The 13267-nt window shown below is 62.6% G+C and carries 13 protein-coding genes; 7 read left to right on the plus strand and 6 right to left on the minus strand.

Going from position 1 to position 13267, the window contains the following annotated elements; translation table 11 throughout:
- The first annotated feature begins 236 nt into the window (after positions 1 to 236).
- Positions 237 to 1742 carry an amino acid permease gene (locus ACFWYE_RS09965; protein ID WP_379111083.1) on the plus strand — a complete coding sequence of 502 codons (1506 nt, stop codon included), beginning with the start codon at positions 237 to 239 and terminating at the stop codon, positions 1740 to 1742.
- Between the two features lie 45 nt (positions 1743 to 1787).
- The gene (locus ACFWYE_RS09970) at positions 1788 to 2555 is read left to right on the plus strand and encodes an SDR family NAD(P)-dependent oxidoreductase (protein ID WP_379068482.1); all 768 of its coding nucleotides are present in this window, start codon (positions 1788 to 1790) and stop codon (positions 2553 to 2555) included.
- 5 nt (positions 2556 to 2560) lie between these two features.
- Here the strand turns inward: ACFWYE_RS09970 and ACFWYE_RS09975 are convergent, their stop codons facing one another.
- Both ACFWYE_RS09975 and tsaA read right to left on the minus strand, forming a co-directional pair.
- The gene (locus ACFWYE_RS09975) at positions 2561 to 2875 is read right to left on the minus strand and encodes a DUF2293 domain-containing protein (RefSeq protein WP_379111085.1); all 315 of its coding nucleotides are present in this window, start codon (positions 2873 to 2875) and stop codon (positions 2561 to 2563) included.
- Positions 2872 to 3378, minus strand: a complete 507-nt coding sequence (tsaA, locus tag ACFWYE_RS09980; RefSeq protein WP_379111086.1) for a tRNA (N6-threonylcarbamoyladenosine(37)-N6)-methyltransferase TrmO — start codon at positions 3376 to 3378, stop codon at positions 2872 to 2874. Before tsaA ends, ACFWYE_RS09975 begins: the two co-directional genes overlap by 4 nt.
- A gap of 120 nt (positions 3379 to 3498) precedes the next feature.
- Here tsaA and ACFWYE_RS09985 point away from each other — a divergent pair, with 120 nt between their 5' ends.
- Both ACFWYE_RS09985 and metF read left to right on the plus strand, forming a co-directional pair.
- On the plus strand, positions 3499 to 4506 hold the full coding sequence (locus ACFWYE_RS09985; RefSeq protein ID WP_379111088.1) for an ArsR/SmtB family transcription factor: 1008 nt from the start codon (positions 3499 to 3501) through the stop codon (positions 4504 to 4506).
- Positions 4506 to 5447, plus strand: a complete 942-nt coding sequence (gene metF, locus ACFWYE_RS09990; RefSeq protein ID WP_379068493.1) for a methylenetetrahydrofolate reductase [NAD(P)H] — start codon at positions 4506 to 4508, stop codon at positions 5445 to 5447. Before ACFWYE_RS09985 ends, metF begins: the two co-directional genes overlap by 1 nt.
- Positions 5448 to 5459: 12 nt before the next feature.
- Here metF and ACFWYE_RS09995 read toward each other — a convergent pair whose 3' ends face one another.
- Entirely contained in the window at positions 5460 to 6068 is a 609-nt protein-coding gene (locus ACFWYE_RS09995) for a YdeI family protein (protein ID WP_379111090.1), read from the minus strand.
- Between the two features lie 511 nt (positions 6069 to 6579).
- Positions 6580 to 7518 carry a DMT family transporter gene (locus ACFWYE_RS10000; protein WP_379111092.1) on the minus strand — a complete coding sequence of 313 codons (939 nt, stop codon included), beginning with the start codon at positions 7516 to 7518 and terminating at the stop codon, positions 6580 to 6582.
- 203 nt (positions 7519 to 7721) lie between these two features.
- Here ACFWYE_RS10000 and ACFWYE_RS10005 point away from each other — a divergent pair, with 203 nt between their 5' ends.
- Complete coding sequence (locus ACFWYE_RS10005) at positions 7722 to 8942, plus strand: alanine racemase (RefSeq protein ID WP_379068502.1); 1221 nt, start codon at positions 7722 to 7724, stop codon at positions 8940 to 8942.
- A gap of 11 nt (positions 8943 to 8953) precedes the next feature.
- Positions 8954 to 9301, plus strand: coding sequence for an MliC family protein (locus ACFWYE_RS10010; RefSeq protein WP_379111093.1), 348 nt, complete (start codon positions 8954 to 8956; stop codon positions 9299 to 9301).
- 103 nt (positions 9302 to 9404) lie between these two features.
- On the opposite strand, the gene ACFWYE_RS10015 is transcribed toward ACFWYE_RS10010, so the two are convergent.
- Complete coding sequence (locus ACFWYE_RS10015) at positions 9405 to 10655, minus strand: lytic murein transglycosylase (protein ID WP_379111095.1); 1251 nt, start codon at positions 10653 to 10655, stop codon at positions 9405 to 9407.
- Positions 10656 to 10738: 83 nt separating this feature from the next.
- The gene (locus ACFWYE_RS10020) at positions 10739 to 11536 is read right to left on the minus strand and encodes a GH25 family lysozyme (RefSeq protein ID WP_379068511.1); all 798 of its coding nucleotides are present in this window, start codon (positions 11534 to 11536) and stop codon (positions 10739 to 10741) included.
- 312 nt (positions 11537 to 11848) lie between these two features.
- On the opposite strand from ACFWYE_RS10020, the gene ACFWYE_RS10025 reads away from it, so the two are divergent.
- Positions 11849 to 13231 (plus strand): serine hydrolase domain-containing protein, encoded by a 1383-nt coding sequence (locus ACFWYE_RS10025; RefSeq protein ID WP_379068514.1) that lies wholly within the window; start codon positions 11849 to 11851, stop codon positions 13229 to 13231.
- The last annotated feature ends 36 nt before the right edge of the window (positions 13232 to 13267 follow it).

Here is a 13267-nt window from a genome sequence, read left to right on the forward strand (position 1 = left end):
AGTCCCGTCTGAAATGCGTTCGTTGCGCTGTCCAAACCGCTAGCCGAGTCGCGAGGGGTGACTTTACCGACGATCGGACGAACTTCGAAATCACGACACCTTCTATCCCTCAAGCCATATCCCTTTGGGGATATTCCGCCGCATGCACGGCGCTGAAACTATGCCGGATAACCATGGGAGGGCCAGCATCGATCGACAGCGATCGGTGGCGACCCTCTTTGAAGGAGGGGACAGGGATGAGCAGGAATTCGGCCGGCCGGACAGCCGGCGTCACATATCAGAGAGTAGACCAGAGCTATTTCGAGCAACGGCAGCTGCAACGGCATGCCGGTCTGTTCTCGCTATGGATGATGGGCGTCGGCGCCGTCATTGCCGGTGAATATTCGGGCTGGAACATCGGCTTCTCGCAAGGCGGCTTCGGCGGCCTGCTGCTGGCGGCGCTGATCATCGGCTTCATGTATATCTGCCTGTGCTGCTCCATCGGCGAGATGAGCGCGGCGCTGCCGCACACCGGCGGGGCTTATTCCTTTTCGCGCACGGCGCTGGGGCCGTGGGGCGGATTCACCACCGGCCTTGCCGAAAACATCGAGTTCGTGTTGGCGCCGGCCGCCAACATGTTTTTCATGAGTTCCTATCTCGCCGCCATATTCGGCACGCCGGAAAGCGTCCTGCCGCTGTGGTGGGTCGGCGGCTATGTGGTGATGCTGGGCCTGTCGCTGCGCGGTCTCGAGCTTTCGATGCGGGTCGTCATCTACATCACAGTCGCGGCGATCGTGGTGCTTCTGTTCTTCTTCGTGGTGGCAATCCCGCATCTGGACTTCACCCGTTATGCGCTGAACATCGCGGCCGGCCCGCAGGGGGCGACGCTGCTGCCGGAGGGCAATGGCGAATGGCTGCCCTTCGGCCTCACCGGAGTGATGCTGTCGCTGCCTTTCGCGGTCTACATGTTCCTCGCCGTCGAACAGCTGCCGCTCACCGCCGAAGAGGCAAAGAACCCGACACGCGACATGCCTCGGGCGCTGATCCTGTCGATCCTGACCCTGGCGGCGCTGGCGCTCGGCGTGCTGTTCTTCAGCGCTTCCATCCCGCAGGGTGCTCATGCCATGGGCTCATCCGGCGAACCGCTGCTCGACGGCTTCCGCACCATCTTCGGTGACGGCTGGGCGAAGCTGCTGGCTTCGGTCGCGGTTCTGGGCCTTGCCGCTTCCTTCTTCGCCGGCTCCTTTGCCTCCGGTCGCAACATTTATTCGCTGTCGCGTGCCGGCTACCTGCCGACGGCGCTGTCGGTGACCAATGCCCGCACCAAGACCCCCAACATTGCGCTTGCCGCCGGCTCGGCTCTCGCGCTGTTCATGCTGCTGCTTGTCTGGTTCCTGGGCGGCCGGCACAATGTCGCTTTCATGGGCGGGTTCCTGGTCTCGATGATCGTGTTTGCCGGCATGGTGTCCTATGTGATGCAGAGCATCGCGTTCTTGCGGCTGCGCAAGCTCCATGCCGCGATCGAGCGGCCTTTCGTCAGTCCGTTCGGTCGGTTCGGCGCCTACGCGACGATCCTGATCTGCCTGATCACGCTGGGCTATCAGTTTTTCGATCCGCTCTATCGCTGGGCGGCCATCGCGGCTGCCGTCTGGTATGCGATCGGGCTCGCCTATTTCGGCTTCTATCGCCGGCATCGCCTGGTGCTGTCGCCCGAGGAGGAGTTTGCCGTATCGGGCGGCATGCGCGGTCATCCGGCCGAGTGAGAGCCGCGGCAGGCCGGTGAACAAGACAACAGCAAGGACAAGAGCATGACTGGAAGATTGCAAGGCAAGGTCGCGATCGTCTCGGGCGGGGCGACCGGCATGGGCGGGGCTGCGTCGAAGCTGTTCGCGGCGGAGGGGGCGAGGGTGGCGATCGTCGACCGCAACGCGGAAGCGTCGGCGGCGACCGTTGCCGAAATCGAGGCCGCTGGCGGCAAGGCTGCCTGCTTCGTTGCCGACGTTTCGGACGAAGCCGAGGTCGCGGCGGCCGTGAAGGCTGCCGCCGAGACCTTCGGACCGGCCACGGTGCTGTTCAATCACGCCGGTACCATCGTCATCAAGCCGTTCCTGGAAACCACGGTGACGGAGTGGGACTGGCTGCACGCGGTCAACGTGCGGTCGATGTTCCTGATGACGCGCGCCGTGCTGCCGGGCATGATCGCCGCCGGCGGCGGTTCGATCGTCTGCACCTCGTCGATCTCGGCGGTGGCAGCAACGCCGATGGAGGTGCTCTACGACACCACCAAGGGCGCCTGCCACATGTTCGCGCGGGCGATTGCCGTCGAGTTCCGCGACCGCAACATCCGCTGCAATGCGGTCTGCCCGGGCTTCATCCGCACGCCGCACGGCCTGCGCGAAGTGGCGGAGCTGCAGAGCCACGGCGTCGACGTTTCGGAGGCGGCGATCGCCGCGCAGCAGGGACGCATCGGCGAACCGGAGGAGGTGGCCAAGGCCGCGCTGTTCCTGGCCAGCGACGAATCGAGCTTCGTCAACGGCGCGCATCTGTTCGTCGACAACGCCTTCACGGCGATCTGAAGCGACTATTCTTCGTCGTCGTCAGGGTCGAGCAGGCGGGTGGCGCGCCAGCGCGTCAGCACTTCATTGGTCTGGTCGACGACGAAAAAACGCGCGGAATCGCGGTCGTATCCTTCCGCCAGCAGCTTTTCGTAGTCGGTATGCTGGTGGCGGACATGGGCGATCGTCGCCAGCCACACCGCGATGCCCGGCGGCAGCGTCTTCATATGCACGGCGCCGGCGTCGGTGCGGATGCGCTCCATGTCGGCATAGGGCGCCAGCGGCAGCAGCGCCGTGAGCGCCTTGGCGATCGCGCGGCGGCGGCCTGTCGGGGCGCTCATCGCTCGCTCCGGTCCGGCATGAGCGCGTCAGCCAGGACATCGACCGACGGGAAATAGGGCTTGATGTCGATGATCGGCGTGCCATCGAGCGCGTCGATTGCGTCGAGCTCGATCCGCCCGGTTTCGATGTCGAATGAAAGCAACTGCGCCGAATGCAGGCCGACGGGGTTCGGCCGGGCAGGTGATCGCAACGCAAAAACACCTTTGGCTTCAGTTGCATGGCGCGGTTTCTGCACAATCAGATTCCGCGGTGCGTGATGCATCCAGGTCAGCACGTGGATGTGGGTGACACGTTCCAGTCCTGCCAGGCCCGGGCGGTAAGGTTCATCGATGAGAAGCGAGGCGGCCTGACCGGTCTCACGCGCGGCGCGCATGTTCCTGGGGCAGTTCTCACGCTCGACCCAGGGCGACAGGACACGGCCGATGAACACCACGTGGCCATCCGGTGGCTGTTCGGCCGGATCCTGCTCCAGCAACTCCTCGCCGCCACGCCTCTCGAACATCGATCGTTTCTCCGCGCAAAAGGGCTGCGCCATTTTCTGTTCGCCGAACGACATTCTCAATTGCGCCGCGTTCGAATTTGACATAAACATATGTTTATATCTTTTCGAGGAATGCCGCTCATGCATGTCGCACTCGACACGATGGTAGATACATTGAAGGCTGCCGCCGAATCCAGCCGGCTTCGGATTCTTGCGCTGCTGGCGAGGGGCGACCTGACTGTCTCGGATCTGACCGAGATCCTCGGCCAGTCGCAACCGCGTGTTTCGCGCCATCTCAAGCTGCTTCTGGAGGCCGGGCTTATCGGCCGCTACCAGGAAGGCTCCTGGGCGTTCTTCCGTCTCGCGGATCTCGACAATGCGCGCGATTTCGTGCTGCGGCTGATTTCCGGTATCCGCGCCGACGATCCGCAGATCGAGCGCGATCTCGAGCGGCTGGCGACGGTGAAGCGCAAGCGTCAGGACCGCGCCGCCGAGTATTTCTCGACCAATGCGGCAAGCTGGGACGAGATTCGTTCGTTGCATGTGCCGGAACGCGCGGTTGAAGCCGCGCTCATCAAGCTGGTCGGCAAGCGGCCGTTCCAGTCCATGCTCGACCTTGGCACCGGCACGGGCCGCCTGCTCGAGATCTTTGCGCCGCTCTATCGGCGTGGCGTCGGCATCGACATGTCGCGCGAAATGCTGGCGGTGGCTCGCGCCAATCTCGATCAGGCGGGTGTCGCCCACGCACAGGTCCGGCAAGGCGACATCTTCTCGCCACCGGTCGAGCGCGATTCCTTTGACCTGATCACCATCCACCAGGTGCTGCACTATCTCGATGACCCGGCACCGGCAATCCGTGCTGCGGCGCGGCTGTTGCGCCCCTCCGGCCGGCTGATCATCGTCGATTTCGCCGCGCACACGCTGGAATTCCTGCGTGACGAACATGCGCATCAGCGCCTCGGCTTTTCCGACAGGCAGATCGCCGACTGGTTTGCCGAGGCGGGGCTCGATCTTGAGGAAAGCCAGGATTTCGAACCGCGCGGCGGCTCTGACGCCAAGCTTACCGTCAAGTTGTGGCTTGGCCGCGACCGCCGTCTGCTGATCGCCGATCCCACTCCTGAAACTCAACCCGCGCGGGAAGTTGCCTGATGAACCAGTTCCGTTTTTCCCGCCGTCCCGACATCGGCGACAAGGTCAGGGTATCGTTCGAGTTCTTTCCACCGAAGACCGACGAGATGGAGGCTCGCCTGTGGGAGACGGTGAAGCGGCTGGAGCCGTTGAGGCCAAACTTTGTTTCCGTCACCTACGGCGCCGGTGGCTCCACGCGCGAGCGCACGGCGCGCACCGTACGGCGCATTCTCAATGAGACAAGCATTCCCGCGGCGGCGCATCTGACCTGCGTGGGGGCGACGCGCGAGGAAGTGGATGCCGTAATCCGTGACTATTTCGCCACCGGCATAAAGCGCTTCGTGGCGTTGCGCGGTGATCCGGCCTCCGGTGTCGGGCAGGCCTACACGCCGCATCCCGGCGGCTACCAGAACGGCGCCGAATTGGTGGCCGGTCTGAAGACCATCGCCGACTTCGATATCTCCGTTGCCGCCTATCCGGAAAAGCACCCTGAGAGCCCGGATTTCGCCACCGATATCGAGATGCTGAAGCGCAAGGTGGACAACGGCGCGAAGCGTGCGATCACGCAGTTCTTCTTCGACAACGACCTCTATGAACGTTACGTCGAGCGGGTGCGTCGCGCCGGCATCTACATTCCGATCGTGCCGGGCATCCAGCCGGTGCACAATTTCCGTCAGGTGGCGAACTTTGCCTCGCGCGCCGGTGCGCATGTGCCGGCCTGGCTGGCCGAACGTTTCGAGGGCTTGGACAACGATCCGCAGACGCACATGCTTGTCGCGTCGGCAGTAGCGGCGGAACAGGTGCTCGATCTCGTCGAGCGCGGTGTCGGCGATTTTCATTTCTACACGATGAACCGTGCCGACCTCGTCTTCGCCATCTGCCACATGATTGGTATCCGCGCGCAGCAGACGGCACCGGAACTACCGGAAAATCAGCCAAAGGCGGGTTCGGCGGCAGCATGAGCAAGCGGTTGGCTAGTCGTCCGCAGGCATCCTGCTGACGCTCGCATTGCTCTCGGCCAGCGCGATCGTCTGCTCGATGCGGCGGCGGCGCGCCTCCGGCTGTCCTGCCTTGTCGATCCAATTCAGGATAAGCGCTCTGGAAGGTGAGGGCAGTCGCTCGAAATTGCGATAGGCGATGCGGTTCTCGTCGAATTCCCGCTGCAGATCGGCCGGCAGGTCTATCTGTCTCGCGCTCAGGGGCGCTTCCCAGGTGCCTGCGCTTCTGGCGCGCCGGATAGCAGCCAGGCCTGCGTCGCGCATACGGCCATGGTCGATCAGTTTCTCGGCGCGCTCCCGGTTGATGCGGTCCCATACGCTGTTGGCCGAACGGGGCCGGAAGGTGAGGTAGAAGCTGTCGCCGTCACGCTTGGTTGCGCGCCCGTCTGCCCAGCCGTAGCAGAGCGCGTCTTCGATCGCCTCATGGAAATGAACACCGGCTGCTTCGCTGGTCTTGTGGTGAATGACCAGCCGTGCGCCGTTTACCGTGCCGCCATTTTTCTCAAGCCAGTTCCGCCACTCGCCACGGCTGGCAAGGGAGAGTGTCTGTACGCCGTTTCGGGCACTGGATTCGTCGATCCGCATCGCTCGCCATCCTGATCCCGGTCCCGAGACGACTATAGAGGGGCGGCGATGCCAATGCAAAAGCCCAGAATGGAAAAAGGCCGGGTTTCCCCGGCCTTTTCAATGGTTTGAACTATATGGTGCTGCCTTCCCCCGCTGCTGCGGCCTTATGGAAGAACGCCAACAATGAGGGCGCCTATGAATGCAAATGCAGCACAAATCATCAGTGCATTGAGTGGCCTTGTTAGTCCCATGACATAGCCTCCTCTTTGGAAAACTATGTACCGAGTCTAGAAGCATTTCGGTCACACACAAGGAGAAAATGTGCTGCAATGCGACAGGGCTGTAGAAATTTCGACCTCGATTTTGCCGCTGTGCCTTGAATTCCTTGATGAAATGCAGGCGTGGCCGCTGTGTATAAATTGTGGCTGAAAGGTGTCAGAAGACCACTTGGAGGGAGACGATTCCGAGCCGGAGAGGACAGGTCGCTGCACTGCGAAACCGGTCGGCCGAAACTCTGCCTCCCGTCCCATCAACTCTTCAAAACGGTCTGTCGCCGGCGGGCGAAGAGACGTCCGTCGATGGTGACCAGCCCCAACCCGATCAGGAGCATGCCGAAGAGCTCGAATGTCTCGATATGCTCGCCGAGGAACGCAATCCCAAGCAGGATGGCGCTGACCGGTACGATCAGCGTCACCAGAGAGGCATTGGTAGCGCCGGCCGAGGCGACCAGGTTGAAATAGAGTATGTAGGCGAAGGCGGTCGAGAGCAGCGCCAATCCGAACACCGCAGCCCAGACGGGGATGCCGGCCGCGAAGAGACCGGTACCGCCGGTGGTCAGAAGAATGACCGGGATCATGATGATGGTCGAGGCTGTCAGTTGGCCGGTTGCCAGCACGGGAGGCGGTACACTCTTCAGCTTTCGGGCGACCATCAGCGCAAAGGCATAGGACAGCGAAGCTCCGATCAGCGCGAATTTAGGCCATACCGGCCCGCCGAGGCCGGCAAACACGCCCGGACCAACCATCACCGCGGTACCGGCAATACCGAGGCCGATGCCCGCGAGCTTGTTCAAGGACAGCTTCTCGTCGGTGGTCATGGCATTGGCAACGATCAGTGTCCAGAACGGCGTCGTTGCGTTCAGCACCGAGGCGATGCCCGCGCCGAGTTCGGTCTGGCCGGCGAAAATCAGCGAGAAGGGGATGACGTTGTTGGTGAGCGCCAGCAGAAAGAACAGGCCGACATGCGGCAAGGCCAGTTTGAACGAGGGGCCTCGCAGCAGGAGATAAACATGCAGCGCGGCCGCAGCGATCGCGACACGAAACAGCACGAGCACCAGAGGGTGCATTTCTGCCACCGCAACGCGCGCGAAGAAGAAGGAGCCGCCCCAGATCGCGCCGAGCAGCAGTAGCTGGCCCCAATCCTTGAGGCTCATCGGGCCGGTCTGGACGGTTTGGGTAGTGGTGCTCATAGCGTTCGTGCCCCTCGTGTGCTGCTTTGCAGCGTCACGAGACTAGCCGCTTGCCGACAGAGCGCCACCCGAATCCCGCCGGTGCCGCAGAAGCTCCTGACAACGGCGCCGGTCGGTTCCCCGGCGAAACGAATGGACACGTTCCTGTTTTCTTTCCCGGCTAGTGAGGTTTAAGTGCGCATACCGAGAAAGGGATTCGCCTCATGCAGCGATTCGAAAATGCCCGCGAGGCAGCTCTCGCCCTTCGCCCCGACGATCCGGTCTACTGCTTCCGCCCGCAGGTGCTGAAAGCCGACGCCCGCCAGTTCATGGACATGTTTCCGGGCAAGACCGCCTACGCGGTGAAGACCAACGGGGAGCAGATCGTCCTGAAGACGCTTGCCGAGGCCGGCGTCACCGCCTTCGATGTGGCTTCGCCCGGCGAATTCGCCGCCGTGCGTGCCGTCTCGTCGGATGCGGAAATGCTCTACATGCATCCGATCAAGGCACAGTCGGACATCAAACTGGCGCTGGAAAAATACGGCATCCGCGTCGTCGCAGTCGATCATGAGGACGAAATCACCAAGCTGACGCGCGTGGTGCGCGCGCTCGACATCGATCCCGGTGCCATTACCGTTTTCGTGCGCGTGCAGACCAAGGGCCATGCTGCCTATGAGCTGTCCAAGAAGTTCGGCGCCGGCCCGGCCAATGCGGTGGAACTGGCGGAGCGGCTGGCACGCACCGGCTACAAGGTCGGACTGTGTTTCCATGTCGGCAGCCAGATCGAGGATCCCGACACCTATGAGCGGGCGCTTGCCTCTGCGGACTGGGTACGAAACCGGCTTTCCTTTGATCTTGCAGGCCTCGATGTCGGCGGGGGTTTCCCGGCCGAGTACGGCCACGATCCCAATCGCAAGCATGTCGAAATGCCGTCGCTCGGCCAGATCATGTCCAGGCTTTCCGGCGATCTCAAGGAATACGGCTTCGACCAGATGCCGCTCGTGGCGGAGCCTGGGCGTGTGGTCGTGGCGCGCTGCCTCTCGCTGATCGTGCGTGTGCTCCTGCGCAAGGGCAGGCGGCTCTACATCAACGACGGCATCTGGGCTTCGTTGTCGGATTCATGGACCGGCAAGATCACCTTGCCGGCGCGCTTCATTCCCGACCCGGCGATCCGTTCGCGCAATGGCTCGGAGAAGAACATCGTGCCGTTCAAGGTCTGCGGGGCGACCTGCGATTCCGTCGATATCCTGTCGCGTCCGTTCTGGCTGCCGGAAACGGTGGACACGGGCGACTGGATCGAAATCGGCCACATCGGAGCCTATTCGCTGTCGCTCAGGACCCGCTTCAACGGTTTCTACCCTGACACCTTCGTGGAGGTGACGACGCCTTTCGACGAAGGCGACGCACCACAGGGGTTTGCCAGCCTCGAGACCATGGCCGATTGAGGAGAACGATCGTGAAGGATGCCGTATTGCTTGGCAGCGCATTGCTGGCGATGACCGTGACAGCCTCGGCGACCACCGTGACGCTCAAGCTGCCCGGGAAGGAGAAACCGCAGACGACCAGCGTGGCGTATGCCTGCCCGGGCCAGAAAGTGGCCGTTACCTACATCAACACCAGCGCCAATCAGTTCGCCGTGCTGAATCTCGGCAAATCCACCATCGTCGCCGTGTCCGTCATCAGCGGCTCCGGCGCACGCTATGTCGGGCAGCAATATGAATGGTGGACCAAAGGCAACGAGGCCACTTTTACGGACCTTATGCAAAGTCCGCAAAAGCCGGTTACCTGCAAGCAGATCAAGTAGAGCATTTTACAACATCAAGTGGAATCACCTGGTGTTATAAAACGCAACGAAAACAAAAACTTAGAGCGTTTCCGCGTTTCCGTGAAAAACGGAAACGCTCTGGTTACGACGAAAGCTTCCCAAGCAGTTCCGGCGTCGGCCAGCCGTCGGCGGGGATACCGAGCCGGATCTGTTCTTTGCGCACGGCGTCGCGGGTGTTGGTGCCGAGGATGCCGTCGACCTTGCCGACATCGTAACCCCTGGCTTCCAGCTTGGTCTGCAATTCCTTCATCTGTTCCAGGCTGAGGCCGGGTTCGGCATTGCGCGGATCGTAGGCCGGCGCGCCGGCAAAGCGGGTCGCCATCACGGCGGCGGTGAGCGCATAGGTGAAGGACTGGTTCCACTCGATATAGACATCGAAATTGTCATAGGTCAGGAAAGCCGGACCCTTGCGGCCCATGGGCAGCGCCAGGCCCGCCCTCAGGCCGTTATCGGCGAGCGGCGAGCCGTCCGGATTGGTCACGCCCCACTGGTTCCACTGGCTGATCGGCATCTTGTTGGTGCGCGCGGTCTGCTCCCAGGGCAAGCTGTCGGGCACACGGACTTCCTGAACCCAGGGCTGGTCGCGTTTCCAGCCCTTGATTTCGAGTTTCTTGGCGGTGGTCATGATGACATCGGGCGCGCTGTTGCGCAGGTCGACCTTGCCATCATTGTCGCCGTCGACGCTGTCTTCCAGGTAGTCGATCGGCAGCATCTGCGTCTGGCCGATCTCGCCGGCCCACGCACCCTTGACGTCCGCAGGCAGGTCGCCGCGATCGATCAGCTTGAGCAGCGGTATGATCTGACGACGGAACACCGCGGGGCGGCGACAATCGTTCGAAAGTGTGACGAGAGCATTGAGGGTGTTGAAATCGCCCTGGACCGCGCCGAAGTCGGTTTCCAGCGCCCAGAAAGCGGTGACGATGGCTGGCTGAACGCCGAATTCCTGCTGGGCGCGGGCGAACACCGAACCGTATTTCTGCAGCATGGCATTGCCCTGCTTCAGCCGGTAGGCCGAGATCATGCGACCGGAAAACTGGGTGAACGTCTGTGAGAATACGCCTTGAGCGCGGTCGCGGGCGAGTACCCGGGTGTCGAAAGTCGCGTCTTCGAGCGCGTCCAGGCCGGTTTCACCAACACCTGCCGCCCTGGCCTCCTCGGCGACGCCCTGCTTCCAGGTTTCGAAGTCACCGCCGCACGGAGCAGCGGTCGGATCCAGCTTCTGGCCTGCCGTCGGAGCAGGCAATTGGTCTGAGGGCGCGGATTGCTGCGCCATGGCGGTGGTCGCTGCCATTACCGGCAGCAGCGCCGCGATGAGGCTGGAGCGCAGTCGCATGGTCTTCCTTTCGGACTGATTTCGTGGCGCGGTACATGAGACCGGCGAAAGTCAGCCCCGAAAAGCAGGCTGTGGCCGCCCTGTCAACGGGTGTTCTGCCGCAGCCACTTGTTCCAGGCGGCCTCGGAGCCGTTGAAGACGTTGATGTCGGCGTCGCCTTTCATGCCGGGAATGACACCGGTTCCGGTGTATTGCCAGAAGGTGAAGGGGTGGCTGCCATATTTCTGAGTCGGGTGGCCGGCCACCGAGCGCAGCCAGTAAGGATAGCCGCGGAAGGTCGATAGGTCGTTGTCGTCGAAGAAATCGACGGATGTATAGATGATCGGCTTCTTGCCGTAGTGCTTCTCGACCATCTCCAGGAAAATGCGCATTTCCGAACGCACTGTCTCTGCCGGAGGCCTGAGCTTGCAGGTGGGCGACTGCGGGTTCCATTCCATGTCGAGCACCGGCGGCATGGAGGAGCGTTCATTCGGTACGTTTTCGATGAACCAGCGGGCCTGTTCCGCGGCCGGCCGACAGAAATAGTAGAAATGGTAGGCGGCCCGCGGCACGCCTGCCGCCTTGGTGCCACGCCAGTGGTCGGCGAACATGTCGTCGACGCGGTCGCCGCCCTCGGTCGCCTTGATGAAGGCGAAGGAAACGCCGCTTGCCCTGGCCTTGGGCCAATCCACCGAGGTCTGGTACTTGGATACGTCGGTCCCGTGCACGGCGTAATTCCAAGGCGCGCCGCTGTCCCATTCATGGGGTTTGGAATCGGCGAAACGCGGTGCGCGCAAGGCAACGGACGAGCCACTGGGACCGGGCGACACCGGAGCAAGCGCGTCGACGGTCGAGCAGGCGGAAAGGGCAGTGAAACAAAGCAGGATCGCGAGACGACGCATCCGAAATTCAGGTCCAGACCGGTGGCCGCCGGTCGCGGATGGGTCGTTCTGTCCGGTTGTTAGCCGGTTGCGGTGCCCCCACTTGCCGCCACGCCTCTCCACTCAATCACCCAACATGGTTGATAATCGGTTGATGCGGGCGAATACGCAAGGATCGTGATGGCCCAGGCTGGCCGGTTGGGCAACTGCGGAAGAGCGGGCTCACGGTTCTGTGAATGCAAGCCAAGATGTTGGCATCCAAACATCTCCAGTTGCAGCGTGGCGGGCAATCGCGGCAGATTGGGTTCGTGAAATGCGGTTGGGAGGCTGTGCATGCGCGTCGTCGGCAAAATCCTGAAATGGCTGCTGGGGCTGATCGTTGTTGCCGTGGTCGGCGTGGCGATCTGGTTGTGGACGGCTCCGCCGGCGCTGATACGCATTGCCGCCAACTACACCGCCAAGATCGTGTGCTCGAACGTTTACCTGGCCGACCGGGACGCCCAGCAGGTGCTGGCGGTGGATGTGCAGGCTCCGGGCCATCCGATCCTGAAGCTGATGATGCTCGATGTCGACAAGGATGCGGGCACGGTGAGTGCGGGTCTGCTGGGTGTCTTCGGCAAGGGCACGGCGGTGCTGCGGCCTGGGCTCGGCTGCGCCAATGTGCCAGACGGCAACATGACCGCGGCCAAGGCGATCTCGACCGACGTTTCGGTCCCGCCGGCGGTGCCGGATGCGCTGTGGCCGGAGGGCAGTCGTGTCGAACCCTCCCAGAACCCGGAAGTTACCAGGATACTCGATGACGCTTCACTGACCGGCCCCGGTATGCGGGCCGTCGTGGTGGCGCAGAATGGCCGCATCGTGGGCGAGCGATACGGAGCCGGTTTCTCGGACAAGACACCACTGCTCGGCTGGTCGATGACCAAGTCGGTCAATGCCGCCATCGTGGGTACCCTGGTCAAGGAGGGCAAGCTTGCCATTACAGATCAGGGTCTGTTTCCCGACTGGAAGGCTGACAAGCGCGCTGCCATCACGCTGGCCGACATGATGGCGATGTCGAGCGGTCTTGAGTTCAACGAGGATTATGGCGACGTCACCGATGTCACCCGCATGCTCTATCAGGAACCGGACATGTCGGCTTTCGCCTCGGCCAAGCCGCTGACGGGCGAACCCGGCAAGGCCTATTCCTACTCCAGCGGCACGGCGGTGATGCTGTCGCGTCTGTGGCAGAACACCTTCACCGATCCCAAGCAGGCGCTGGCCTGGCCGCGGCTCAAGCTGTTTGGACCGATCGGCATGACCAGCGCGATCATGGAGACCGACGAACACGGCACTTTCGTCGGCTCGTCCTACCTGTACGCCACCGCGCGCGACTGGGCGCGTTTTGGGCAGTTCCTGCTGCAGGACGGCACATGGGACGGACAGGAAATCCTTCCCGCCGGCTTCGTGGCCTGGATGCGCGAACCTGCACCGGCGTCCGACAGGGTCTATACGCGTGGGCAGTTGTGGATCGAGGCTCCGGGTAATGAACACGAACCCGGAGCCACGGCAAAGGCTGGGGTGCCGGCCGATGCCTATTGGCTGGAAGGCCATGACGGCCAAACGGTCGCCGTCATCCCCTCGCAGAAGCTGGTCATCGTGCGGCTGGGGCTGACGCCGTTCAAGCTCGGATATCGTCCGCAAAATCTGGCCGCTGCCTTGGCAAAGGCGCTGAAATAGCAGGATCAGCGCGATTCCGACAAAAGCGCGTAGCGT

It is taken from the genome of Mesorhizobium sp. NPDC059025 (assembly GCF_042739655.1).
Taxonomy (GTDB): domain Bacteria; phylum Pseudomonadota; class Alphaproteobacteria; order Rhizobiales; family Rhizobiaceae; genus Mesorhizobium.